General features: G+C 69.6%; 19 protein-coding genes. 7 read left to right on the plus strand and 12 right to left on the minus strand.

Annotation, left to right across the window (positions count from 1 at the left end):
- Positions 1-246: 246 nt before the first annotated feature.
- Complete coding sequence (locus SLV14N_RS00605) at positions 247-1827, minus strand: alpha/beta hydrolase (protein WP_208687529.1); 1581 nt, start codon at positions 1825-1827, stop codon at positions 247-249.
- Positions 1828-2334: 507 nt separating this feature from the next.
- Here SLV14N_RS00605 and bla point away from each other — a divergent pair.
- Complete coding sequence (gene bla / locus SLV14N_RS00610; protein WP_263267457.1) at positions 2335-3279, plus strand: class A beta-lactamase; 945 nt, start codon at positions 2335-2337, stop codon at positions 3277-3279.
- Positions 3280-3537: 258 nt separating this feature from the next.
- On the opposite strand, the gene SLV14N_RS00615 is transcribed toward bla, so the two are convergent.
- Positions 3538-3891: a beta/gamma crystallin domain-containing protein gene (locus SLV14N_RS00615; RefSeq protein ID WP_208687527.1), complete on the minus strand. Its 354-nt coding sequence runs from the start codon at positions 3889-3891 to the stop codon at positions 3538-3540.
- A 577-nt stretch (positions 3892-4468) separates the two neighbouring features.
- Here SLV14N_RS00615 and SLV14N_RS00620 point away from each other — a divergent pair.
- Positions 4469-4951, plus strand: a complete 483-nt coding sequence (locus SLV14N_RS00620) for a hypothetical protein (protein WP_263267459.1) — start codon at positions 4469-4471, stop codon at positions 4949-4951.
- Between the two features lie 89 nt (positions 4952-5040).
- On the opposite strand, the gene SLV14N_RS00625 is transcribed toward SLV14N_RS00620, so the two are convergent.
- The 7 genes from SLV14N_RS00625 to SLV14N_RS00655 form a co-directional block, all read right to left on the minus strand.
- A complete protein-coding gene (locus tag SLV14N_RS00625) occupies positions 5041-5955 on the minus strand; it encodes a class I SAM-dependent methyltransferase (protein WP_263267460.1) in 915 nt (304 codons plus the stop codon).
- A gap of 123 nt (positions 5956-6078) precedes the next feature.
- Positions 6079-7182 carry an NAD(P)-dependent alcohol dehydrogenase gene (locus tag SLV14N_RS00630; RefSeq protein WP_265872750.1) on the minus strand — a complete coding sequence of 368 codons (1104 nt, stop codon included), beginning with the start codon at positions 7180-7182 and terminating at the stop codon, positions 6079-6081.
- A 2-nt stretch (positions 7183-7184) separates the two neighbouring features.
- Entirely contained in the window at positions 7185-8588 is a 1404-nt protein-coding gene (locus SLV14N_RS00635; RefSeq protein ID WP_263267462.1) for an aldehyde dehydrogenase family protein, read from the minus strand.
- A gap of 8 nt (positions 8589-8596) precedes the next feature.
- Entirely contained in the window at positions 8597-9352 is a 756-nt protein-coding gene (locus SLV14N_RS00640) for a (5-formylfuran-3-yl)methyl phosphate synthase (protein WP_263272992.1), read from the minus strand.
- A 408-nt stretch (positions 9353-9760) separates the two neighbouring features.
- Entirely contained in the window at positions 9761-9931 is a 171-nt protein-coding gene (locus tag SLV14N_RS00645) for a hypothetical protein (RefSeq protein WP_208687522.1), read from the minus strand.
- 62 nt (positions 9932-9993) lie between these two features.
- Positions 9994-10533 (minus strand): putative immunity protein, encoded by a 540-nt coding sequence (locus tag SLV14N_RS00650; protein WP_263267465.1) that lies wholly within the window; start codon positions 10531-10533, stop codon positions 9994-9996.
- A 278-nt stretch (positions 10534-10811) separates the two neighbouring features.
- Positions 10812-10940, minus strand: coding sequence for a hypothetical protein (locus SLV14N_RS00655; RefSeq protein ID WP_263267466.1), 129 nt, complete (start codon positions 10938-10940; stop codon positions 10812-10814).
- Positions 10941-11337: 397 nt separating this feature from the next.
- Between SLV14N_RS00655 and SLV14N_RS00660 the strand changes: the two genes are divergently transcribed.
- Positions 11338-11586, plus strand: a complete 249-nt coding sequence (locus SLV14N_RS00660; protein ID WP_127148888.1) for a hypothetical protein — start codon at positions 11338-11340, stop codon at positions 11584-11586.
- Positions 11587-11593: 7 nt separating this feature from the next.
- On the plus strand, positions 11594-11869 hold the full coding sequence (locus SLV14N_RS00665) for a hypothetical protein (protein ID WP_093635886.1): 276 nt from the start codon (positions 11594-11596) through the stop codon (positions 11867-11869).
- Between the two features lie 159 nt (positions 11870-12028).
- Here the strand turns inward: SLV14N_RS00665 and SLV14N_RS00670 are convergent, their stop codons facing one another.
- Entirely contained in the window at positions 12029-13444 is a 1416-nt protein-coding gene (locus tag SLV14N_RS00670; protein ID WP_263267468.1) for an MDR family MFS transporter, read from the minus strand.
- A 336-nt stretch (positions 13445-13780) separates the two neighbouring features.
- The gene (locus tag SLV14N_RS00675; RefSeq protein ID WP_208687520.1) at positions 13781-14425 is read right to left on the minus strand and encodes a LysE family translocator; all 645 of its coding nucleotides are present in this window, start codon (positions 14423-14425) and stop codon (positions 13781-13783) included.
- 465 nt (positions 14426-14890) lie between these two features.
- Here SLV14N_RS00675 and SLV14N_RS00680 point away from each other — a divergent pair, with 465 nt between their 5' ends.
- Positions 14891-17575 carry a SpoIIE family protein phosphatase/ATP-binding protein gene (locus tag SLV14N_RS00680; protein ID WP_263267470.1) on the plus strand — a complete coding sequence of 895 codons (2685 nt, stop codon included), beginning with the start codon at positions 14891-14893 and terminating at the stop codon, positions 17573-17575.
- A gap of 480 nt (positions 17576-18055) precedes the next feature.
- On the plus strand, positions 18056-19150 hold the full coding sequence (locus SLV14N_RS00685) for an ABC transporter substrate-binding protein (RefSeq protein WP_263272993.1): 1095 nt from the start codon (positions 18056-18058) through the stop codon (positions 19148-19150).
- A 130-nt stretch (positions 19151-19280) separates the two neighbouring features.
- On the opposite strand, the gene SLV14N_RS00690 is transcribed toward SLV14N_RS00685, so the two are convergent.
- Complete coding sequence (locus SLV14N_RS00690) at positions 19281-20165, minus strand: SigB/SigF/SigG family RNA polymerase sigma factor (protein ID WP_263267472.1); 885 nt, start codon at positions 20163-20165, stop codon at positions 19281-19283.
- Between the two features lie 281 nt (positions 20166-20446).
- Here SLV14N_RS00690 and SLV14N_RS00695 point away from each other — a divergent pair, with 281 nt between their 5' ends.
- Entirely contained in the window at positions 20447-24793 is a 4347-nt protein-coding gene (locus SLV14N_RS00695; RefSeq protein WP_263267473.1) for a hypothetical protein, read from the plus strand.
- Position 24794: the final 1 nt, after the last annotated feature.

Consider the following 24794-nt stretch of genomic DNA (forward strand, 5'->3'; position numbering starts at 1 on the left):
CAGGCGTATCTGCACGACTTCGCACATGTCTACGCACCCGCGGGAGCCGGCACCCCTCGGCTCGGTGAATGGGCGGGGGCGCCGGGCCCAACTAATTCAAGCCACGCGAAGAAAGCGGACAGCGACTCCCGAAACGCCCTCTCCGAGCTCAGGCGGCGGTCACGGCGCCACCTGCTCGGTCTCCGCACAACGTGGGGCCTCCGCTCGGGCAGAAGCCCCACGTCACATCACCTCGTCCGGAACGGATCAGAAGCGGCCGGGCATCCCCGGGACGCCCGGAGGCGTGGGAAGCGGCAGTTTGGTTGCGCTGCTGCGCTCACGTGCGGGCGCGGGCGCCTGGCAGGTCACGTCCTTCGCGGGGAGCTTGCCCGTGGTCAGGTACGCGGTGGCCGTCTTGTCGGCGCACGACTTGGAACCGTAGATGCCGTGTCCGACACCCCCGGCGACCGTGACCATCCTCGAGCCCTTCATGGCCCGGTGCATGCCGAGGCCACTGGACAGAGGTGTCTGGGAGTCCCACTCGTTCTGCAGGGTGAGCGCCCCGACCTTGTTGTCGATCGTGGTGGCGGGTTCGCTGCCGTTCTTCTTCCAGAACGCGCACGGCTTGATGTGGGACGCGAAGTCGCCGTACAAGGGGTACTTGGCCTTGTCCCGGATGGCGTCCCGGCGGTACTGCTCGGGGTCGCGCGGCCAGGCACGGGTGTCGGCACAGACGACGGTCCAGAAGGCGGCACTGGCGTTGTCCGAGGGCACGGCACGGCCGAATGCCGGCGGTGCGGGTCGTTCGGCCGTACCGGTGTCAGGGGTGGAGTCCGGGGCCCTGCCCTCGGCGGCCTTCTTCAGCTCGACGATTTCCTCGGCGGCATCGCGCACGCTGAAGAACATGGCGCGGCCCGCGCGGATGTCGTCACCGCTGATCAAGGCGCCGTGGAACTCGATCGGCTTCCGGTCGGCCCGGGCAACCAGACCCCAGAAGGTCTTGCGGACCTTGTCCGGGGTGCTGCCCAGCTTGTAAGTCGCGTTGCGCTGGGCGGTCCACTGGCTCCACCTCGTGAACGCGGGCTCACTGCCTTCCGCCCAGACCTGCATCATGCCCCGCCAGATCCGTGCGGGGTCGACGGCGCTGTCCAGGACGATCCGGTCGCTGCGCTTCGGGAACAGCTGCGTGTAGACGGCTCCGAGATAGGTGCCGTACGAGTACCCGAGGTAGGAAATCTTCTTCTCGCCCAGCACGGCGCGGATCACGTCCATGTCACGGGCGGTGTTGCGGGTGGTGATGTGGCGCAGCTTGTCGCCCTGCTTGGCGTTGCACTTCTCGGCGACGGTCCGGGCCCACTTGACGTCCTTGGCAAACGTAGCGGCCTTGTAGGGACGCTGCCAGTTCTCCTCCTCGGCGGTCAGGCCGCAGCTGAGGGGGGAGCTCTGGCCGACACCCCGCGGATCGAAGCCGATGAGGTCGTACTTTCTCGTCACGGACTTGGGGAGCTCACCCGACAGGTACTGCGGCATATCGAGGCCCGGGCCGCCCGGCCCCCCGGGATTGACCAGCAGAACACCGCGGCGTTCGGCGGGGCTGCTCGCCTTGATCCGCGATATCGCGACGTCGATCTTCTTGCCGCCGGGACGGCTGTAGTCCAACGGGACCTTGATGGTGGCGCACTGAAAGGAGGCAGGGGTTGCGCTGCTGCAGCGGTGCCACGCCGGCCTCTGCTCGAGGTGCCGCGGTAAGGGGTTCTCAGCGGCGGAGGCGGTCGCCGGCGTGAGTGCCGGAACCAGTGCCGCGACGGCGCTCGCCGCCAGGACAGGGGCTATTCGTCTGCTTCGCACGTGGGGATGGCCCTTCAGGTCGGTCGGTACGTGTGGGACGCACTCACCCTTACGCACAAGGAAGTTGGGCGAATCACTCAGCAGGGCACAGTGTGTCCAACTGTGGGTGGACGGACTGCTGGACATATGGTCCTGGAGTCGTACGCGGTGCGTCCGTCGTATCAGCGCCCAGAAGGGCGCCACCCGGCCGAGCGTGATCTCGCGGAACGGACCTGCGGCTCACCGAAGCGCCCACCGACTGGCACACCCGGGCGACATCAGCTCCGATGGTGGAACTGCCGCCCGCTCGCTGACGCTGACGAACGCACGACATGCTCCGACGGGATTCACGGCCTGAACTCTCTCGCGCCTCTATGCCAGTTCAGCATGAAACAGCGCATGAGTGTATTGGACCGCATAGCCGCGCAGAGGTGAAGGTGGCCGGGTAGAGATGACCACTCACCGGGATGGGCCGTGTCGCTCTCTCCCCTATAGCCCTGCATACGGGGCGACTTGGAGGTTTGGATCATGCAGCACACCCGTGCCCGGCGCACCGTTCTCGGTGCGCTTGCCACGCTCGCCCTCGTGCCGCTGGCGGCCTGTGGCCAAGGGGCTCCCCCGGACTCGTCGCCTCCGTCCGACGTGCCGTCCTCGTCCGCCGCGAAGACGAGGCCGGGTGCGGCCGCGAAGCCGTTCGCCCGCCAGTTCAAGGAGCTTGAGCGCACGTACGACGCGCGGCTGGGTGTCTACGCCGTCGACACCGACACCGGGCGCGAGGTGGCCTACAAAGACGGCGAACGGTTCTCCTACAACTCCACGTTCAAGGCGCTGGCCGCCGGTGCCGTACTGCGGAAGCACTCCCCGAGCGCGATGAACCGGGTGATCAAGTACTCCAGGGACGATCTGGTCGCCACCTCTCCCGTGAGCGAAAAACACGTCGAGACCGGGATGAGCCTGCGCGAGCTGTGTGACGCCGCCGTCCGCTACAGCGACAACACCGCGGCCAACCTGCTCCTTGAGGACCTCGGCGGACCCAAGCGCCTCGAGGCCGTACTCAAGGGGATCGGTGACGACGTCACCCGGATGGAGCGCATCGAGCCGAAGCTGAGCAGGTGGACCCCGGGCGAGACGCGGGACACGACCACACCGCGGACGCTGACCAAGGACCTGCGCGCGTTCGTCCTCGGGGACGTCCTCGACAAGGGCGATCGCAAGCAGCTCACGAAGTGGCTGCGGACCAACACCACCGGAGACGAGGTCATCAGGGCCGGGATGCCCAAGGGCTGGGTGGTCGGCGACAAGACCGGAGCCGGCAGCTACTACGGCGCCCGCGACGACATCGCCGTGGTGTGGCCCCCCGGCCGCGCCCCCATCGTCGTGGCGATCATGTCGAACCGCTTCAAGAAGGACGCCGATTTCGACAACAAACTGATCGCGGAAGCGGCATCCGTGGTGGCGGACACGCTGTCGTAGCGGGAGGCGCATGCGCTGCGGTCGGGCGCGCCGGTGAGCGAGCGCCGAACGGGCCGGGCCCGGCGGCAACTCACCACGCACTACCGACTCAGCACACGATGCCGGCCACGCCCGGAAGGGCCTGGCCGGCATCAGTGAGCAGCCGGATGCGAGCAGGTTCACGTTACGGAATATCCGATGCGCGCCCGGGAAGCGGCAGTATCCAGGAATGGAGACTCAGTGGAAACGGCCATCCCGGGCCACCAGCCCGTCAACTCGTCACAGGATTTCGATTTCGTTGACCTTCGGCGGACGGTTCGGGTAGGAGATCTCGTGCCACCGGTCGATCTTCACCGAATCGCCATTGGCGTCGTAGTAGATTAAGTCGTTGTTCCCCGTGGAGATCTTGTCGACCCACCACCCGCCGAAGGAGATCTTGCCACGGTTCGCGTAGCAGTCCACGCTCTGCTTCCCGTCGCTGTGGGACCAGATCTTCAGGAAGTTTTCCCCACCGCGACAGGGGACCTCGTCGATGGCGAAAGCGTTGCCGGTCGGCACGGTCACGGTGAACGCGGCGGCCGCGGCGAACGCCACGGCCACGGAACGCGCAGCCTTCTTCGTTTTTGAGATCACAAGTGCTCCTTGCTTCGGATGTCGAACCCCGAGCTCACTTCGCAACCACCGTGGGTGGCATCGATGTGGTGCTCGGATGACCCGAGCCTGTGGGGTGATCCGTCCCAGCCGCAACGAAAGCCCGGCAGTTCGGGACGCCGGAACGATGAAATGGGTCTTGACCAGGAAATACGTAAGCCGCCTGGAACACGGGAACGGGACGCACCAGGCCACGACTTCTTTGCCCCGCGGGTATCTGACCACCAGTACGGCCCATGTCCACCCGGCCAGGCCGTGCGGCAGTACGGGTGAGGCGCCACCTGCACCGGCGGCTGAAACACCTGCCAGTCCCCCCGTGCTCAGGCACCCGGCTACCGCACCGGCCACCGCCATCTCGCTTCGCGTATGACCGGCCGGACAAGTTCTAGGGGCGGAACCCGGTCACGGCGGCCTGCTGATCCATCGGGTCGCGCTTCCGGTCATCGCGGTTCGCGTCCCCACCAACCATCAGGAGAGAGTGTGGGGGTACCGAACGACTCGCACGTGAGGGGAAGTTGTGTACATTCGTACAACAGTCAAGAGAGCCGCAGCGGTCGCCATGGCGTGCACTGCCTTCGTGGGCCTGGGCGCCGTGACGGCGCCGCAGGCAAGCGCGGCCCCAGGTGGCTGCGGTCCGCCGCACCGCAACTACCAGGTGCAGACCTCCACCGGCACCGTGGGCACGGTGGGCGTGAACCTCAACGCCTGCCCGGACCAGGCGCCTTCCTCCTGGAGCATCTCCAAGGGGGAGGAGGCCGTCGGCATCTGGGGCGGTGCCAATCAGAAGCGGATGATGGGCGATCCCAGGACCGACCGGATCGGTCCGAACGACCGGGAGTTCAGCACCCGGGTGATCCTCATGAACTGCGTCCCGGCCGTTCACTGGGTCGCCGGGCCGAACGCCTGCTGGACCGAGGCCGAATGGAGCGTCCACTTGCGGGTGTTCAAGGAGGGCAACGAGGTGAAGTGGACCGAGAACGTCCAGCAGACGCAGAAGGCGGGCCCGCTTGCGCCCAACTACTGGGTCACCACCGGGGCCTGACGCTGCACCGCAGAAGCACATAAGCCGGTGTGCGTAACATCCGGCCTGCGCGACCCCACCGGGGCTGCGCAGGCCGGCTCACTGGTCAGTCACATTTCGCCCGCCCAGGACTTGTTCGCGAACACCCACCGGTTACCCGCCAGTGCGTCGTTCTGCTCGGGAAGCGGCCCGCGTCCATGGCGGCGGGTGAAGTCGAAGGGGGTGTGGACCGAAGTGGACCAGCCCTTGCCCGCCAGATCACCTGCGGAGTCGGGACGCGGCTCTCTGTCGAACAGGTTCAGCAGGTCGATGCCGATCTGGTGTTTCGTCGAGGCGTAGAGCGGGCTGTCGCGGTATTCCAGCAAGTCCTTGTCGAGCTTGACCTCGAATGCCAGAGCGCTTCCCTCCGTACTCAACCGGTCCACCGTGTCGATGAGGTACGTCTCGGCGGCGTTGGGCAGGTAGAACAGCAGCCCCTCGGCCAGCCAGACGCTCGGTGCGGCCGTGTCGAAGCCGGCGTCGGTCAGTGCTCCGGCCCAGTCGGCGCGCAGATCGGTCGGGATCGGAACGCGCGCTGCCTTCGGGGTGGCCGACAGTCCGCCGAGCACCTTGTGCTTGAACGCCAGCACGCCTTCCCTGTCGATCTCGAAGATCACGCAGCCGGGAGGCCATTCGAGTCGGAACGCCCGCGAATCCAACCCGGCCCCGAGCAGGACCACTTGGCGGGCGCCCGCGTGCATCGACCGGAGGAGAAAGTCGTCGAGGACCCTCGTCCGCAGACCGAAGTAACGCGCGAATCGCCCCCACAGCGGGTTCGCGTCCCCGTCCGGTACCTGTTGCATGCGGATCGGCCAGCCCGCGGACGCCGGTGTGGCGAGTACGAAGTGCTCTGCGTAGACGTCCCGGGCCAGGCTGTCATGGCGGTGGGTCTCGATCGCCCGTGCCGCGGCGACCAGGAGTGCGGTCAGGCCGACACCCCCTTCCACGTCTTCCACGCCGGTGTTCCGATGCGCTGTGCCGACCATATGTCCTCCCTTGGCGCGGAATACGGGTGATGGATCTGCGGTGAACGCATGCCGCTGCAGCTCTGGGCGACCGCGTTCCTCGGGGCGTGCCCGGTGGCGCACAGCCCTGCGGCCACCGGTTGCTCATGGTCCCCCCCCCTCCGGGACCAGGACGGGTTTGACCACGCGGCCCGCGTCGCAGTCGCGTTCGGCCTCGTTGATGTCGGCAAGTGGGTACGTACGGATCAGCTGGTCGAAGGGAAACCGCCCGGCCTGCCACAGCCCGGTCAGCCGCGGAATCAGCAGTCCCGGCACCGCGTCCCCCTCGCAGAGGTGGGAGATCCTCCGGCCCCGGTCCAGTGTCCCCGGCTCGAGCGGCAGCGCGGTGTGGAGCCGTGCCACCAGGCCGAGGTGGCCGGTCGGGCGCAGGGCCCGCAGCGCGTCGTTGATGAGCCGGGCAGAGCCCGTGCTGTCCAGCGCGTACTGCGCGCCGCCGTCGGTCAGTTGCTGAATGCGGTCGGGCAGGTCGGTGGTTGCGGCGTTCAGCGGGATGGCGCGGAACCGCTCGGCGAGGGCCAGCCGTTCGGGATGTCGGTCGACGGCCACGGTCACCGCTCCGGTGGCGGTGGCCGCCATCACCGCTGCCAGGCCCACCGCACCCGCGCCGAAGACCGCGAGGGTGTCGCCGGGGCCGACGCCGAAGGTGTTGAAGACCGCTCCGGCGCCGGTGAGGAAGCCGCAGCCGAGGGGCCCGAGCAGTTCGATGGGGAGCGAGGGGTCGACCCGGACGGCGTTGCGGGCCGGGACCATCGCGTACTCGGCGAACGAGGACTGCCCGAACCACCGGGGGGCCAGTTCGCCCCCGGCCGCGTCGGTGAACCGGGTCGCGTTCTCCTTGCGCCCTCCGAAGAGGTTGAGCGAGGCGAAGGAGTCACAGTAGGCGGGGGCCGCGCCCATGCAGTTCCGGCAGTGTCCGCAGGAGTCGAAGCTCAGCACGACATGGTCGCCGACGCTCAGGCCGGTGCCCGGGCCGCCCGTCTCCACCACGACCCCCGCCCCCTCGTGGCCGAGCACCGCCGGCAGCGGTGAGCGGCCCGCCGAACGCCGGACCGCGAGATCGGTCCGGCACATCCCGCAGCCCGCGATCTCGACCAGGATCTCGCCGTCGGCCGGCCCCGCGTTCAAGATCACCTCCTCGATGGCGAATCGGCTCTCGTACGAGCGCAGTACCGCTGCACCGAACCTCATCGTCACCCCTCCTGCGGACGGTGTACGACGAACGGCCTGAGGTTCCCGTAGAGCCCCCACAGCCCGCCCGCGACGCCGACACCGCTCTGCTTGATGCCCGCGAAGGGCTGGGCGAGGGACAGTTCGGCGTGGTGGTTGATCCACGCCGTCCCGCACTCCAGCCGGCCGGCCACCGCCTCGGCCCGGTCGAGGTCGGTGCCCCATACCGAGCCGCCCAGCCCGAAGCCGGTGTCATTGGCCGCCTCGACGGCTTCGTCGAGGCTCCTGTACGGCAGCACCGGCAGGACAGGACCGAACTGCTCCTGCGCCACCACCGGGCTGTCGGACGGGACATCGGCCAGGATCGTGGGGGCGAAGAAGTAGCCCGGCCGGTCCAGGCGGTGGCCACCGGCCACGGCTCTGGCGCCGTCTGCCAGGGCTTGGGCCGTGAAGCGCTCGACCCGGGCCAGTTGGGCAGCGTTGTTGACCGGCCCCAACTGCGAGCCAGGGTCGAGCCCGGCTCCGACGACGGCGGTCTTTGCGCGCTGCGCGAGGGCCTCGACCACCTGGGAGTAGAGCCGGGCCGGGGCGTAAACGCGCTTGACCGCCATGCAGACCTGTCCGCAGTTGCGGAACGCCGACCAGAACAGCCGGTCCGCGATCCGCTCCACATCCACGTCCTCCAGCAGGATGGCGGCATCATTGCCGCCCAGCTCCAGGGTGATCCGGGCGAGCGAGGCGGCCGCGCCCTCCGCGACGGCCTGCCCGGTGGGGATCGAACCGGTGAAGGTCACGTGGCGGATCCCCGGATGAGTCGCGAGGCGGGCGCCGAGGGGCTCGCGACCGGTGACGATCGTCAGTACGTCCTCAGGGAGGGCGGTGGAGAGGACGGACCCCAGCAGCCGTGTGGCGAGGGGCGTGAACGGGGAGGGCTTGAGCACCATCGTGTTGCCCGCGGCGAGCGCGGGCGCGAACTTCGCCGACGCGAGCTGGAGGGGAAAGTTCCACGGAACGATCGCGGCGACGGGCCCGAGCGAGCGCCAGCGGATCTCGCTGTGTACCGGCCGACCGTCTGAGATCGGCTGGGGACGGGTGTCCAGGCCGGCGAAGTAGCGCAAGCGGGCCGCCGCTCGGGCGATCTCCGCGTACGACTCGGCCAGGGGTTTGCCCTGTTCACGGGTGAGCAGCGGAGCGAGGTCGGCCCTCGCCACCTCCACGGCGTCGGCTGCCGCGCGCAACGCGGTGGCGCGGGCGGCGGGGTCGGCCCGCCAACTGCGCCAGGCCTCGTGGGCCCGGCCGACGACGCGGTCCAACACGTCCGGCTGCTGGTCGGGAGCCTCGTCGAAGGCCTCGTCCGTGGACGGATCGATGACGGCGAAGCGCTCGCCGAGAGCCCCGGGCGCGCGACGGGACTGACTCGTCGGCATGCCAGCGGTCAGCTCGCGGCGGCGACGGCGGCTGCGTGTTCCCGGGCATGCCGGTCCATCTCCGCCCGGAAGGCGGCCACCAGCTGCGGCTGGATCCTTCCGGTGGTGCGGTCGCCCCCCTCGCAGACCGCCCCGCGCACCCCCACGATGTCCGTCCCGATGCGGGTCAGCGTGCCGAGGTCTCCCACCTTGACGCTGCCCGCGAGGGCGGCGAGCAGATCGGCCTCGTGGGCCCGCCGGACGAACTCCGCGCAGACGTCGGGCGGCACGTGGTCGAAGAGCCGTGTCCCGTCCTTGACCGCGGTGTCGAGCATGGCCGCGTCGGAGCCGGAGCGACGGGCGATGTCGGGCAGCGCGAGCGGGTTGACGCAGCCGATCCGGTGGGCGTCGGCGTAGCCCGAGGCGACGACGAACGCGTCCGCCCGGTAATCCTTCACTGCCCGGACGACGCCTCGCATGACATCGATGGCCTGCTCGGGCGTCGTGCATCCGTAGAGGCCGACCTTGATGTACGTGGCTCCGGAGACAGCTGCTCCGAGCGCCGCCTGGGCCACCGTGCCCGGCTTGTACGGTACGTCTCCCACCGTGGCGGACACCGGCTTGTCCGCCGGGACCGCGGCGCGGATCTCCCTGATGACCCACGGGAAGTTCGCGCCGAGCGACCCCTCGTCGGGCTTCTTGACATCGACGATGTCGAGGTGCTCCGCTGCCTTCGCGCAGTCGAGGGCCTCCTCGACGCTGTCCGGGGAGATGAGAAGCAACAACGTGGATTCCTTCCACTGCATGTCCACCTGCGCAAGGGCAGGTGTGCGGAGTCGCCTGGATCACGTGCGGTCCGCTCATCATTGCTGCGGCCCGTGGCCATCGGCAGGGCGCGCGGAGTCCGAACGGGTCATTGTCATCCGCGTTCACGCGCCCCAGCACGCCGTCCACGCCGGTTCGCACCAGCCGTGCGCAGGTGCGCCCGTTGCCCTGCAGTCGGCGGAGCGCAAGGTTCCGGCGAAGGGGGTACGGATGGCGCGGGCAACCCCTGACCGTCGCCGTACCCGGAATCCCTGTCCCGTTGCTTCCCTGCGTTACTGAACGCGCCTACGCCACAACCCCACTTCGCGGTCCCAGTAGACCGTGACCGTCCGGCCCTGCCGGTCCGGTGCCGAACACCGCGACGCCTATTACCGGTTGGCTTCGACGTCAGCATCGGCGATGCCTCGCGACCAGTTGGACCAACCCTGGAGGAGTAAGACGTAGTTGAGGGCGCACAGGGCATCCAGGTCCTCAGGACCGACGCGCCGCAACTCCAGGCACTCGGTCAACACCAGGCACCGCTCGCCGTCGTCACTCATCGCGCGAGCGTAGTAGGCGGAGTGCCGCGGAACCTTCGCGACGCCACGGCGGATGGTCTCCCTTAACGGGACGTGCGCAAGGACGTGTCCAGGATGGTCATGAGCTGTGCAGCACGGCTCTTGCCGGCCGGCGCGAGAGGATACCGGTTGAGGACATCGATCAAGACCGGTGTGGCGCGTTGTCGAGCCTGCTCGATCAGCCTGAGCCCGACGGCGGCATCACCACCTGCGTTCAACTCCCCCACGCGCGCCGCGTTTGCAGCGGCTCGCAGGATGTGACCTACCTGGGTGGCTTTCGCAATCGGATGAAGGTAAGCCGCGGCGGCGGCGTCGCCGGCGGCGCGCGCGGCGAGGCGTTCGGCTTCGGTGGCCGCTTCCTTCGCAGCGCGGTGCGCGTCCAAGGAGGTGACGCGCTGGAGCTTCGTCCTTCTCGCGCCGTTCACGAACTCCCGCGCGGCATCGATGGCCGCACGAGGTCGAGGATCGTTGGGGTTGGCGGCCTCGAACACAGGGAGGACTTCCTCCGCGCTCTCCACCACATAGCGCGCAACAACGCGCAGCTCATTCATGGTCAGCTCGAAGTCCCCGTATTCGGTCGTCACGGATCCGATTCTCCCACCGATCAACCGCCTGACGCCCCAGACGGTGCGTGGTAACGCCGTTCGCGCGGCCGGTGACTGCCCTGCGCGCGCCGGGTACGCCCCGCGGTACCCGTCAGCGCCTCGGCAGGGATGCGCGGGGCGCAACGCCACGGGCGCGAGGCCTTGCGCGTCGATGACCTGCGCGACCGTCAGGCCTGCACCGAGTGGTACGACAACGAGGAACTCGCCGACTGCGACGTCACCAATGCCGCCATCACCGCCTTGAGAAACTGGGCTCATCAGTGGGCGGCGACCTCGACGAGCGACAGACGTCGCCCGTTGCCCGCGTCATCACCGTCTCCAGCGGTGCCCGCGCCCACGTCCTCGCGAACGTCGGCCTCGCCGACCCCGATTCCCACCACGAGCACCGCCCGTCCCGCCGCCGGCTCGCCTGTGCGGCGGCCGGAATCGGCCAACCTCCTCTTCGCCCGGCCCGCCGGATCCGGCGTCCTCCCCCCGCCGCTCTGCGCCGCCACCGACGCCCACATGACAACGGACGCGCCCCGCAACGGCCTCCGCGGCGGCGCCGCCCCGTCATTCCGCGCCCCCTGGACCCGCAACGACGAAACCTCCGCAAATCTGCGGACACTTTCCGGACGACTGACGGACGCACCCTCCGATTATTCGTAGCAGATTTATTCGACACCTTGAGGACGTCCGAATCCACCCTGTCCGACCCTTTGCAATCTTGACGGGAAACAGCAAGCCCAGGTAGCCATTTAGGTGAGAGGGAGAAAATTCCGAGAACCACGGGAGGCCTTACCCATGGCTGGTCCTTTTCGCCTCGCTCCACAGGAAGTGCAGGGACACATCCCCACCTGGGGCTTCGGCAGGCAGACCAAGGTGATCGTCGACTGCAAGGCCGATGGGAACTTCGAGATGACGGCCGGCGGGTCCGCGACCGAGGTCAACGCGCTCAGGCTGGGACGAAATGAGTTCGAACGCGCCTTCGGCGGCGTCGAATTAGCCGTCAAGAACCTGACCCTTGAGGACATCACCGTGACGACGGAATAGGCGCGCCATGCCCTGGACGTTCGACAAGAGCCGATTGGAAGTCGTCGGTCAGCTCACCAATTCCGAGCAAGCGACGTTCGACATATTCCAGAACGCGATCCAGAGCGAGGGACTCCACCCCGCCCAGGCAGCCGCGAGGGCCGGAGACACGAACTACAAGAGGCTGCTGGGCGATCAGTTCCAGATCCGGCTGAGCCAGAGCTCACGCGCCACATTCCTGGTCCTGGACGACGGAGGAGGCAACGGAAGGGTCGAGATGCTCCAACTCGCCGGCCATACGTAACAGGTCTCGAGAGCCAAGACGAGGCTTGAGCCCCTGCCCGGAGTCGGGCAGGGGCTCACTCGTACTCCCCGTCAGAGTGAGGGCCCTTGGGTGGCGGGCCCCTTCATCTCGTCTGCGCTGTGGTTCCCCAGGTCGGGCGGTCCGAGCTCCGCCCAGCCCTCATGATCCGGTGGGCTGGTCGACGGGGCCGCCCTCTGGGGCGTCGGCGGCAGCGATCCGGCGCGGCAGTTTCGCGGCGACGACGATCGTCACCAAGGAGAGAACGGCGGCGACACCAAAGGCCAGCTTCATCCCGCTCAGTTCTGCGGGCGCGGCGGCGACGCCGTCGGCGACCAGGTGGCCGGCGCGCGCGGTCATCACGGTCACCACAAGCGCGGTCCCGAACGCTGCGGCGACCTGCTGCAACGTCCCGAGCATCGAGCTGCCGTGCGAGTACAGGTGCGGGGGAAGCGCTCCCATGCCGAGCGTGAAGACGGGGGTGAACATCGCCGCCAGGCTCACCATCAGCAGCGCGTGCAGTCCCAGCACCTGCCAGTACGGCATCGTCATCGAGACCTGGGTGAATCCACCGAGGGAGAGCACGATGCCGATCGAGCCGGGCAGAACCAGCGGCCGGCTGCCGAACCGGTCGAACAGCTTTCCCACGGTCGGTCCAAGCAGTCCCATGGCCAGACCGCCCGGCATGACCAGCAGGCCGGTTTCCAGCGGGCTGAGCCCGCGCATGTTCTGCAGGTACAGCGGCAGAAGGATCATCGACCCGAGCATCGCCAGGAAACCGACGGATATGAGGGCCAAGGAGAGGCCGTAGGTGCGGTGCCCGAGAGTGCGCAGGTCCATCAGAGGCACGCCGCTGCGTTGCAGCTTGAGCTGGCGGATCACGAAAACGGCGATTGCCGCGACCCCGGCGATGACGATGCCGATGCCGAGCCCGACCCGGCCGCCGGTTTCGCCGAGGAGGCTCAGGCCGTACACCAGGCCGCCGAAGCCGAGCGCCGCCACGGAGACGCTGAGCCAGTCGATGGAGCTGACCTGCGGCTCGCTGATGTTTTCCACCTTGCGCATCCCGAGCACGGTCACCAGAGCGGCGATCGGCAGGACGACCACGAACAGCATGCGCCAGGAACCGACCTGCAGGATCAGCCCGGACACGGCAGGTCCGAGCGCGGGCGCCACCGAGATCGCCAGGGTGACGTTGCCCATCACCCGGCCGCGGTCCTGCTCGGGCACCACGATCATCAACGTCGTCATCAGCAGGGGCATCATCACGGCTGTTCCTGCGGCCTGCACGATCCGCCCCAGAAGCAGCACCTCGAAGGAGGGCGCGACGGCTGACAGGGCGGTACCCGCGAGGAACACGCCCATCGCGATGGCGTACGCCTGGCGGGTGGTCACCCGCTGCAGGAACCAGCCGGTGACCGGAATCACGGCGGCCATGGTCAGCATGAACGCGGTGGATACCCACTGCGCCGACTGCTGGGTGATGTGCAACGACTCCATCAACCGCGGGATGGCGTTGATCAAGATCGTCTCGTTCAGGATCACCACGAACGTGGCCAGCACCAGCAGCCGCACCACGGTTGGTATGCGGCCCGCCTGCACGGCCGGTCGTTCTTGGATCACAGCTGACATGACAGCACCTCGCTGGGGTTCCTGGTCGCAGTCGCCTCGCAGCCAAGGGCTGTCGGCACGAACGTGGGTGGTGATTGTGGAAAGAGACCGGACTGCCTGGCAAAACTCATCGGTCGGCGCGAGTGTTTCGCATCGCCGCACCAATCTCACCCGAATTTTCGCTCACGAGGGCATCCGCCGGCGACGCCGAGGCCCGACCGCCGGCGCTTCATCGACGCCTGCTACGACGCGGGGAACCCGTTCCAGGGCACCTCGTGCCCTGGATGACTCGCCGTACGGTCTCTAGTCGGCACGGCCTGTCGCCGCCACCGTTACGCCCAGGCCGATCATCGCGAAGCCGCCCGCCCCGCCGACCATCGACAGGCGACGGTCCGAGCGGGCGAACCAGGAACGGGCCGCCGAGGCGCCCAGGCCCCACAGGGTGTCCGTGATCAGACCGATGGCGACCGGGACCAGGCCCAACACCATCATCTGGAGGGGGACGTGGCCCGCCGAGTGGTCCACGAACTGTGGCAGCACCGCCGCGAAGAAGACGATGCCCTTCGGGTTGGTGACGCCCACGAAAATCCCGTCCAGGATCGTGCGTAGATCGCTTCGCTGCTCACCCGCCGGGGCCTCCATGTCCGCCGCGCGCATCTCTTTGCGGTGCCGAAACGCCTGCACGCCCAGGTAGACGAGGTACGCCGCTCCGGCCAGCTTCACGCCCATGAAGACTGCCGCCGAGCTCTCCACCAGCGCGCCGAGGCCCCACGCCACAGCGATCACCAGGACGTACGAACCAACCAAGTTGCCGAGGACCGTCGCGAGGGCTGTGCGGCGGCCGTGTGCAAGGGCTCTACCGATCACGAACAGCACACTTGGCCCCGGAATCACGATCACCAGTAGCGACATCGCCGCGAACGCGAGAATGCTCTCCGTGGACACCATGTGTCCGTCACCTCCTGAACTCCGTTGCAGGGGCCAATACAAACAGAGGGCGGACCGTCCGCTCCAGGCTCATCCACATGCCGGTATCGCCGGGCACCGGCGGAGGCTGCGACCCCGTTGCGGTACATGTGTGGAGGCCCAGGCCGACTCGGTGCCTGTGGGGGGAGCGGGAGAGGCCCGCTGTGGTCATCCGGCCGAAGAGCGCGAAGGGCCGGCCGGACATCTTCCGCGTACGCCGCCGGCCGGCCGGGCAGCTGCCGTAGCACGCCTTGCCGCCACCCAGGCAAAGCAGGGTAAATATGAACCATGAGCGGAAATTCGGGTCGTTTCCGGCGTTGGGTGAGCCGCGCGCCCGGCCGTTCCGCATTTCCGGACGTGGCCCCTGCCGGGAGCGGCGCCGGCGACCAGCAGGACGAACGCCCTGCGGAGGCCGGAGGTCCGCAGCACGTACGGCCCTGGTGGGCCATGCGCAGCGTCGCCCGGGAGGTCTTCCTCCTCCAGCTGGTGCTCGTGGTGCTGCTCGTCGCGGCGGCGGTGGTGGCCCTCGTCGTCCAGGCCCGGCGGGACACCATGACCGATGCCCGGCACCGGACGCTCGCCGCCGCGGAGTCCTTCGCGCACTCCTGGGGGCTTCAGGAGGCGCTGAACAGCGACAATCCGACCGCGAAGCTCCAGCCGCTCGCCGAGGCGGCCCGGAAGGCCTCCGGCGTCGACGCCCTCATCGTGTACAAGCTCGACGGGATCACCCTCACCCACAGCGACCCGCGGCAGATCGGCAAGCACGTCATCGGTCCGTATGCCGAGGCCGCCCGGGGCAAGCCCTTCACCAGGACCTTCGAGGGCGCCCTGGGCCTCTCCGTGGTCTCTGCGGCCCCCGTCAAGGACCCCTCGGGCAGGGTCATCGCCCTTGTCGCCGCCCCGGTCACCGTGGAGAAGGTGCAGAAATCCGTCAATCGGCAGCTGCCCCTCTTCCTGGCCACCGCAGTCGGGGCACTGGCTCTCGCCGGAGGCGGCGCGGGGCTGGTGAGCCGTCGGCTGCGCCGGCAGACCCACGGTCTGGGACCGGTTGAGATGACCCGGATGTACGAGCATCACGACGCGGTCCTGCACGCGGTACGGGAGGGCGTCCTCATCGTCGGCCGCGACGGGCGGCTGCTGCTGGTCAACGACGAGGCACGGCGGCTGCTGGACCTGCCGGCGGACGCGGAGGGACGCCATGTCGGCGACCTGGGGCTGGACCGTCGCACCGCCGAACTCCTGGCGTCGGACCGGACCGCCACCGACGAGGTGCACCTGGCCCAGGACAGACTGCTGGCCGTCAACAAGCGGAGCACTTCCCCCTACGGAGCCCACCAGGGAAGCGTGGTCACCCTGCGCGACACCACCGAACTGAGGTGGCTGTCGGGTCGCGCCGAGGTGGCGCGGGAGCGGCTGCGGCTCCTCTACGACGCCGGGACACGGATCGGCTCCACGCTGAATGTCGTGCGTACTGCCGAGGAGCTGGCGCAGGTGGCGGTCCCCCGGTTCGCCGACATCGTCACCGTCGAGCTGCTGGACCCCGTCCTGAAGGGCGAGGAGCCGGCCGTGGCGGGTACCGAGCTGCGCCGGACGGCCATCGCCGGCCTGACGCCGGACCACCCGCTCCACCCCGTCGGCGAGCTGCTCCGGTTCATCCCGGGCACCCCGGTGGCAGCGGGTGTGGACCAGGTCCGTTCCGTGGTGGAGCCAGACCTGGCCGGCTCGTCCACGTGGCGGTCCCAGGACCCTGAACGCGCCCGACGCATCCTGGACCACGGAGTGCATTCCTTGGCGGTCGTACCGCTGCGTGCCCGGGGGGTGGTGCTGGGGCTGGTGGACTTCTGGCGGTCGGGGGACTCCCCTCCGTTCGACGACGAGGACCGGTCCTTCGCCGAGGAACTGGCGGGGCGGGCAGCGGTGGGGATCGACAACGCCCGGCGCTACACCCGCGAGCGCACGATGGCCATGACGCTCCAGCGCAGCCTGATGCCCCGCGGCCTGCCCGATCAGGACGCCCTGGAGGTGGCGCACCGTTATCTCCCCGCGAAGGCCGGAGTGGGCGGGGACTGGTTCGACGTCATCCCGCTGCCCGGCGCCCGGGTGGCGCTGGTCGTCGGCGACGTGGTGGGCCACGGCCTGCATGCGGCGGCAACCATGGGCCGGCTGCGCATCGCCGTGCACAACTTCTCGGCCCTGGACCTCTCCCCCGACGAGCTGCTGGGCCACCTGGACGAGTTGGTGACCCACATCGACGTGCAGGACGAGGACACCGAGGAGGGACCGGCGATCACCGGCGCCACCTGTCTGTACGTCGTTTATGACTCCGTCTCCGGGCGGGTCACCGCGGCCACGGCCGGCCATCTGCCGCCCGCCGTGGCACACCCCGACGGGAGGGTGGAGTTCCTGCACCCGCCGGTCTCCCCGCCGCTGGGTCTGGGCACCGGCCTGCCCTTCGAAACCACTGAACTGTCGCTGCCGGAGGGCTCCCGGCTGGTGCTCTACACAGACGGGCTGGTCGAGAACCGCAGCCGCGACCTGGACGCAGGGCTGGAAGCATTGCGTGCGGCTCTTTCCGGCCCGGACCGTACGCCGGAGGACACCTGCTCCACCGTCATGGAGTCGCTGCTGCCCGCCAGGTCAACCGACGACGTCGCGCTGCTGGTGGCCCGGACCCGGCGGCTGGACCCGGCACATGTCGCCGAGTGGGACGTGCCCCGTGACCCGGCGGGGGTCGGCCCGGTCCGCAACGACTGCGTCCGCCGGTTGGCGGACTGGGGTCTGCAGGACATCGCCTTCGGCACCGAACTCATCCTCAGCGAACTGATCACCAACGCCATCCGCTACGGCGCCGAGCCCATCCACGTCCGGCTCCTGCACACCCGCAGCGCCCTGATCTCGGAGGTCTCCGACGGCAGCAGCACCTCCCCGCACATCCGCCAGGCGAAGGCCACCGACGAAGACGGCCGCGGCCTCTTCCTCGTCGCGCAGTTCGCCGAACACTGGGGCACCCGCTACTCCCCCAGGGGCAAGACGATCTGGGCCGCTCAGGCGGTCGGCCCCGGCGTCCTGCCCTCGGAAGAGGAGTCGCCGGAGCACCTCCTCAGCCGATGGGAGGACGGCGGGGAGTGGTGAGGCCGAGGTGCGCGCCCGCGCCCGGTACCCGCCGCGGTGCCTCCGTACGCGCGTGGCGCCTACTCGCCGCCATGACCTGGCCCGACACCGTCCTGACAGAGGCCCACAAAGCGGCAGAGTACGCTGGTTCGGACCATTGCTGCGGAGAGAAACTTCGGTTGGTGACCCGTCGCGGCGGGGTTGCGCCAGGACCGTCCGCGTGGCAAGGCGTCGGCGGCCTGCGGGCCGCGGGAGTGCCGACGGCGCCCGCTCGGCGAGCCTGCGGGGCCCCGTCGGCCTTCCGCGCCACTGTCTGACGTGCGCCGTCCTCCGCGGGGCCGCGGTACGGGTGCCGTGCGACCGCACCGTGTCCATGTCGTGGCTCGCCCTGGTCCGCGTCCGCCACCCGTCTGGCGGACCGCTCCCCCACCTGGCCCTGTTGGAGGCGTCGTGGCTACACATCATCGGGTCCGCGCAGGCGCGCTCCTGTGCTGTCTCGGCCTGGCGGCGCTCGTTCTCGGTGCGTGCCAGGAGGAGAGAACCACCCGGCCGGTCGCGCCTTCCCGGGCCGGATCCGCCGCGGAGGTGGGCGGCACGGCGGCGCTGATCAAGGCGGCGAAGAAGGAGGGCAGGCTCAACACGATCGCGCTGCCACGCCAGTGGGCCAACTACGGCGGGCTGATCGACGGCTTCGAGAAGAAGTACGGCCTCAAGGTCGTCGTCGACCATCCGGACGTCCACAGCCGCCAGGAGATCGATGCCGTGAAGCGCTACCGTGGCCAGGAGCGCGCCCCCGACGTGCTCGACCTCGGGGATTCCTTCGCCCAGTCCGCGGCGCGGCAGAACCTGCTGGCCCCCTACCGGGTCGCGCAGTTCGACCAGATTCCGCCGGAGCAGAAGGACGCCGAAGCCCGCTGGTTCAACAACTACGGCGGCTACGTCTCCATCGGCTGCGACGCCGCCCGCGTCGGGACCTGCCCCTCGTCCTTCGCGGATCTGCTCCGGCCGGAGTACAAGGGCCTGGTCTCGATGTACGGCGAGCCCACGATCGCGGGTTCGGCCTTCGCCGCCGTGTACGCGGCGGCGCTCGCCAACGGGGGGTCGTTCGACGACATCCAGCCGGGCATCGACTTCTTCGCCCGGCTCGAAAAGGTCGGCAACTACAACCGGGCCGAGCCCAGCCCTGCCGCGATCGCCAAGGGCAAGACACCGATCAGCATCGAGTGGGACTACCTCAACCTCCAGCACATCGACCAGCTCCGCGGTACGGGCGTGAAGTGGAAGGTGGCCATTCCTTTCGACGGCAGCTTCTCGCAGTACTACGCACAGGCGATCAACAAGGACGCCCCCCACCCGGCCGCGGCGCGACTTTGGGAGGAGTACCTCTTCAGCCCGGCAGGCCAGAACCTCCGCCTCGTGGACTACGCCCGCCCGGTGCTGATGGCCGCCATGGCGAAGAACGGCACCCTCGACACGGCCCTGGCCGCACGGCTGCCGACGGTCGAGGGCACACCGCAGTTCCCGACCGAGGCGCAGCTGAACAAGGCACTGCGTGCCGTCCGCGAGAACTGGGCCAAGGCCGTCGGCCCCAGCTGATCGCCCAGGCTGCACCAGGAGAGGACAGCGTGGGCTGTCCTCCGGAGACAGCTGTCGCGCGCAGCCCACCTGCAACCCGAGGGAAGCGGCAAGCTGCGCCCGGCAGTTGGGATGCTGTGCAGTCAGTCAGTCAGTCGGTGGCCAGCATCTCTTCCCGCAGGTGTGTGCAGATGCGGGTGAGGAGGCGGGAGACGTGCATCTGGGACAGGCCCAGCTCCTCGCCGATCTCGGACTGCGTCATCTCCGCACCGAAACGGAGCTCAAGGAGCGTGCGCTCACGCTCATCGAGCTGAGCCAGGTGCGGCTTGAGCGCCTGGAGATTTTCAGCCAGAGCGAGTGCGGGGTCCTCGTTGCCGATCAGGTCGGCGATGAGTCCGGTCCGCTGGTTGCCGCCACCGGCTTCAATGGGCCGGTCAATGGAAGCGGCGTCATAGCCGTTGCAGGCGACGAGCCCCTCGATGACCTCGTCCTCCTCCAGCTCCAAGAGGGCCGCGTAGTCGGCGACGGAGGGCTCAGGAATGCCGCGTCCCTCCAGCTCTTCGCGGGCGCGCGCAAGGTCCACGCGCAGCTCCTGCAGCCGGCGCGGGACGTGCACGGACCAGGTCGTATCGCGAAAGAACCGCTTGATCTCCCCGGTGATGTAAGGAATCGAAAAGGTGGTGAACTCGTTCTCCCGCGAGACGTCGAAGCGGTCGATGGCCTTGATCAGACCGATCGTGCCGACCTGCACGACGTCTTCCATCTCCTGCCCCCGGCTGCGGAAGCGGCGCGCGACGTACCGCACCAGCGACAGATTCATCTCGATGAGCGTGTTGCGCGCGTACTGGTACTCCGCCGTGCCTTCCTCAAGGGCCGCCAGCCGCTCGAAGTACAGCTTCGACAGGCGACGCGCATCCGGCGGGGCCACACGCTGGGCTTTGTCCACCAGCGGCAAGGAGGGCCGTGCAGAGTCAGGCGCTGCCTCCCTCTCCGAGCGGGTCACAGATGTATGGATCTGCTGCGCTGCCGTCGCCATGGCTGGCTGCTCCTCTCTTTGCCGGTCATTGCGTCGCTCCGTCGCCTACCCCCGGGCCACACGCAAAACATCTTCCATGCGGAAACTATTTTCGCGAGGCAACCACGGCGGCAGACGCCCTGGGGCGCGCACCCGTCGCGGTCGATGAGCACAGCCCTTGTGCCAGCTGAATTTCGAGCCCTGACGACCCTCCGGGAGAGCCGTGCACGCCTGTGTGATGGGGTGTTCCCGTCGGACCACCGTGCGAAGACGACGCGCGACAGACGCAAGGGACACGATCGGTGACATCAGGCTCAGTGGCCCACTACGGCCGGAATGGCGCTCAACTGCTCGCCCTGCTGCTCGCCGGGGCCGCCCCCGGCGATGCCGGGCGGGTACGCCGCCGACTGGGCGAAGAGGAGCCCCGATACCTCACCTGGGTGCCCCTCACCGCAGAGGCCCGCGCGAAGGCGGCCGGCGACCCCGACGTGCGGGTACGGCGGGCCCTGGCCCGGGCCGAGGATCTCACCGTCGACGACCTGGCCACGCTGCTCGATCGCCCCGACCCGGTCGTCGATCAGTACGTGTACGAACACGCCGAGGCCCGCCCGTGGATGCGCCGTCTCATCCTCTCCCCCGGGCGGTACCCCGAGCCCACCGCCCTCGCCTCGCTCCTGACCCGTATCCGCGCCACCACCCAGGAAGCACCGGCACTCCCCCACTTCGTGGGTGCGGCCGTGGTGAGCGAAGCACCCGAGCTGGCCGAGCACGCCCTGCGCACCTGCGGCCGCGCGCTGACCACAGCCGAGCAACTGCGTGCCGTACTCGGGCTGTTTGCGCGCCCCGACAGGCTGCGCGCGCTGCTCGCCCCCGCCACCGGCCCGGCGCCCCTGCACCCCGCCGTTGCCGACCTCGCGCACAGCGCGCTGGAGGCCGACGGCGAGACCGGCAGCGACCGGCTGCGCGCCGCGGTGGCCACCGCCGAGGGGTCCGAGGGCATGGTGGCCGGACTCCGCGCGGGCGAAGCCGAACCGGCCTGGCGCCGCACCGTCGACTGGGACGCCATCGTGACGGCTCATCAGGCCGCGCCGCTGCCGGAGCCGGCCGTACGCGTCCTCGCCGCCCATCCCGACTGTCCCGAGCGGCTGCACGGCGACCTGTACCGCACCCACCCCGCGGTTGTCGCCGAAGCCGCACCCCCCTGTCCGGCCCTGCTGCGCGTCGCCGTCCGCACGCCCGGCCACCCCGGGCTCCTCCGGATCGCCGCCGGCCTGGGCCCGTCCGGCGACCACCCAGACCTCAGCGCACTCGTCCTCGACACCGTGGCCCCCGCACGCACAGCGGCCCAGGCTCTGCTCGAACTCGGCCCCACCGCACCCCTGCGCCTCCTCCTCCACCGCCAACTCGGCGCGGATCCGCAACGCTGGGCCACCCTGCGCACCTCCCTGTCCCGGTACAAGGGCACCCTCGCCGACCTTCTGGCCGGCATCGCCGACGGCACGGTGCCCGAGCCCGGCCCCACGGTCACACCTCCCGCCCTGACCAAGCCGTACCGGTTCCTGCTGTACGCCGCCGAACCCGACGATCTGCGCGGGCTGCTCCCCCACCTGCCCGACGAGCTGCTGCACGCCCTGCTCGGCAAGGGCTCGCTGCCGGCGCATGCCCTCGACACCGCGCTCGCGGCGTCCGGCCCCCGCGTACGGGCCGCCATCGGCGGCAACATCACCCTCGGCATACGCGATCTGCGCCGGCTGACCGAGTGCGACGAACCGACGGTCAACGCCGCCGTGTACCGCAACCAGAAGGCCACCCTCTCCCTGCGCCGCGCGATCGCCTCCGGCGTCCCCCGCACCCCGGGCCGCACCGCACTCGTCCCCCTCGACGCCGAGCTGCGCACCGAACTCCTCGCCACCGCGGACCGGTTCCGTCGCAGCCCGCTGATCACGAGCGGGGACCCCGAACTGGTCCTGCACTCCTGGGGATGGTGGGCGAGCGACGGCGCGCGCCACTTCTCCGTGGTCCGGGTGTGGGAACGCGGTGGCCCGGACACCGTGCGCCGGCTCCTTGATCTGGTCACCGACGCCGACCCGCCCCCGGTCCTCGCCAAGGCGGCCGCCGCGCTGGAGCACCCCGACGGCCTGGACCGTTTCCGGGAAGGGATCGAGCCCTATGAAGACCCCGAAGCGCTGCCCCGAGTCTTCGCCACCCCGCGCGGACGCAACGCCACCCGCCGGCTGATGCGGGAGATCGTGCACGAGCCCTACGTGTACGACTTCCCGCGCCTGATCGCCGCCCACCACCAGCACACCTTCGAACCCGAGCCCATCGAGGAGCTCCTCCGCCACGAGGACGTCGACGAGGCGATCCGCCAGGCCCTCACCGCCCGCGCAAGCGCCCCCGAGTCCGAGCCGGTCGATCACCTGCGTTCCACGGCGTACGACGCCGCCCTGCACGGCTGGTTCGTCAAGACCGTCGAGCAGGGCCTGCTCGGACCCGAGCGGCTCGTCGACACCGCCCAGCCGGCCGCGGCGGCCCTCGCGTACCTCGGCCATGTCGACGCCCGGGCACGCGGGCACGCCGTCGACCTCGTACGCGAGCATCTGGCCGGCCACCCGGAAGCGTGGGTCATCGCGCTCAACCTGGTCGGAACCTTCGCCGGCTCACTCGCCGAACTGATCACCACAGCCGCGAGCGTGGCCGGCCCCCGACCCGACGCCGAAGAGCTGGCCCGCCTCGACGCGAACGCCCGGACCACCGACGCCCAGGAACCGGCCGAGGCACCCGCACCCGCGCTCACCCACGCCGAGCAACGGAAGCGGGAAAGGGTTCTTGACCCGCACGCGGCCCTCGCCTCGGCACACCTGCTCCGCACTCTCGTCGCGGGCGCGCCGCTGCCCACCGACCCCTCTGTGCTCGACGTCCTCGCCGCCACGCACATGACCGACTTCCCCGGACTGTCCCATCCTGACTGGCTCGTGCAGGCGTGTGACCGGCACGCCTCGCCCGACACTCGCCGGCGCCTCGTCAAGAAGACGACCGACGGACACGGAAAGCCCGACCTGTTGGCCTGCCGGCAGGGGATCACGGCGCCCAGCGAGATGGTGGCCCGGACGCCCGCACGCGAGATGTCCCCGCTGCCGAGAGACTGGTTCACACGTGACGTGCCGGCCGAGGCCGCGGTGAGCGCCGCGCGCCGACTGGTCGCCGACCGGCTCGGCACCGACCCCGAGCGGTGGCTGCGCGCGCTCGCCGCCATGGACACCGACTGGGCCGAGCGTCCCTTCGTCGAGCTGCTCGAGCACGGCAGCGCGGACACCGTCGCCACCACCGTGCTCACCCCGGCAGGCGCCGGACTCCTGCTTCACGCGGGCACCGACGCGCTCGCGGCTGTACTGCCGCGGCTGGACACACAGGCCACCCTCACCCTCACCGAGCGCGCCTGTGCGACCAGCCACCTGCCCGACGCCCTGCTGGGTCATCTGTTCACCCACGACGACCGCGCCGCACTGCTCGTCCTGGCTCGAAGCTCCCGTCACCGGGAGCTGAATCTGCGGCTCCTGGCAGTCGACGACCCCACGATCAACGCGGCGCTGTACAGGGCCGCCCACAGCAGCAGCTCGACCGTCGAGATCCGCCGGATCATCCTCTCCCGCCGGCCCCAGGGCCGCACCGCCGATGCCCCGGACGACCTCCTGCCGCTCGCCCCGGAACTCCGCGAACGACTGCTCGAACGGTCCTACTTCGACAAGCGGTGGGCGAAGTACCACCGCGTTCTGGTCGAAGCGGCCGACCTCGAACTCGTGGAGCACGCGCTCGCCTCGTGGGGCAAGCGCCTTCCGCTCCCGGACCACCTCCTGGCCGCGCGCAACGTGCTTCGCCACGGCGGCCCCGGCCGTCTCCGCTCACTGATCGACCGGGGCCTGCTCAGCACGGGCGCCGCCAAGGTCGCCACGAAGGCGCTGTCCGCGCCCGACCCGGTCGCGGTCCTCACCGCCCGCCTCGACAAGGAACTGAGCACGGAGCGCCTCGTCGCCAAGCTCCGCACCTGTGGGGAGTACGAACACGAGGAGGTTCTGGACCTCCCGTACACCCGCGACTGGGACGTCCTGATCCGGGCGCACGAACAGGATCCGTTCCGCTCGCGGGTATGGGGCACCATCGCCCGGCTGCCGGACGCGCCGGACGAGCTCGCGCCGGCGGCCTTCGAATACTGGTCCTGCTTCATCGACCGCACCCTGACCGACCGCGGCCCCAGCTGGGCCCGTGCGGCCATCGGGAACATCCCGAACCTGTCGCTCCAGCGAAAGGAGTGGGCCGCCGTCCTCGACGCCCTTTTGGAACGGGGTCTGCTCTCCGGCAAAGAGGTCGTCCACGGTGGCGCCATGGCCAACCGCATGCTCCACTACCTCGCCGAAGTCTCCGTCCGCCAGGAAGTCCCGACCGCCCTCCAGGCCGCCGTTCAGGACGCCACGAGCGAGCTGGCCGTCCTGGCCGGGAAGCTCCTGGGCACGGACAACGAAGCCTGGCAACGCCTCTTTGCCGCCCTGACCGGCAAGGACCCCCACTGGCCCATACCCGACTCCCGCACCACGCCCGCCGCCCTCCTCCACCACGCATCCCGCACACCCCTCGTCCATCGCTGCCCCTGAC

This window comes from Streptomyces sp. Je 1-4 4N24 (assembly GCF_026239515.1).
Lineage (GTDB): Bacteria > Actinomycetota > Actinomycetes > Streptomycetales > Streptomycetaceae > Streptomyces > Streptomyces nigrescens.

Excerpts from the sequence above, each read along its gene's own strand:
- bla (WP_263267457.1), top strand. The coding sequence starts at position 2,335 with ATGCAGCACACCCGTGCCCGGCGCACCGTTCTCGGTGCGCTTGCCACG.
- SLV14N_RS00620 (WP_263267459.1), top strand. The coding sequence starts at position 4,469 with ATGGCGTGCACTGCCTTCGTGGGCCTGGGCGCCGTGACGGCGCCGCAG.
- SLV14N_RS00625 (WP_263267460.1), bottom strand. The coding sequence starts at position 5,955 with ATGGTCGGCACAGCGCATCGGAACACCGGCGTGGAAGACGTGGAAGGG.
- SLV14N_RS00630 (WP_265872750.1), bottom strand. The coding sequence starts at position 7,182 with ATGAGGTTCGGTGCAGCGGTACTGCGCTCGTACGAGAGCCGATTCGCC.
- SLV14N_RS00635 (WP_263267462.1), bottom strand. The coding sequence starts at position 8,588 with ATGCCGACGAGTCAGTCCCGTCGCGCGCCCGGGGCTCTCGGCGAGCGC.
- SLV14N_RS00645 (WP_208687522.1), bottom strand. The coding sequence starts at position 9,931 with ATGAGTGACGACGGCGAGCGGTGCCTGGTGTTGACCGAGTGCCTGGAG.
- SLV14N_RS00660 (WP_127148888.1), top strand. The coding sequence starts at position 11,338 with ATGGCTGGTCCTTTTCGCCTCGCTCCACAGGAAGTGCAGGGACACATC.
- SLV14N_RS00665 (WP_093635886.1), top strand. The coding sequence starts at position 11,594 with ATGCCCTGGACGTTCGACAAGAGCCGATTGGAAGTCGTCGGTCAGCTC.
- SLV14N_RS00675 (WP_208687520.1), bottom strand. The coding sequence starts at position 14,425 with ATGGTGTCCACGGAGAGCATTCTCGCGTTCGCGGCGATGTCGCTACTG.
- SLV14N_RS00680 (WP_263267470.1), top strand. The coding sequence starts at position 14,891 with ATGCGCAGCGTCGCCCGGGAGGTCTTCCTCCTCCAGCTGGTGCTCGTG.
- SLV14N_RS00690 (WP_263267472.1), bottom strand. The coding sequence starts at position 20,165 with ATGGCGACGGCAGCGCAGCAGATCCATACATCTGTGACCCGCTCGGAG.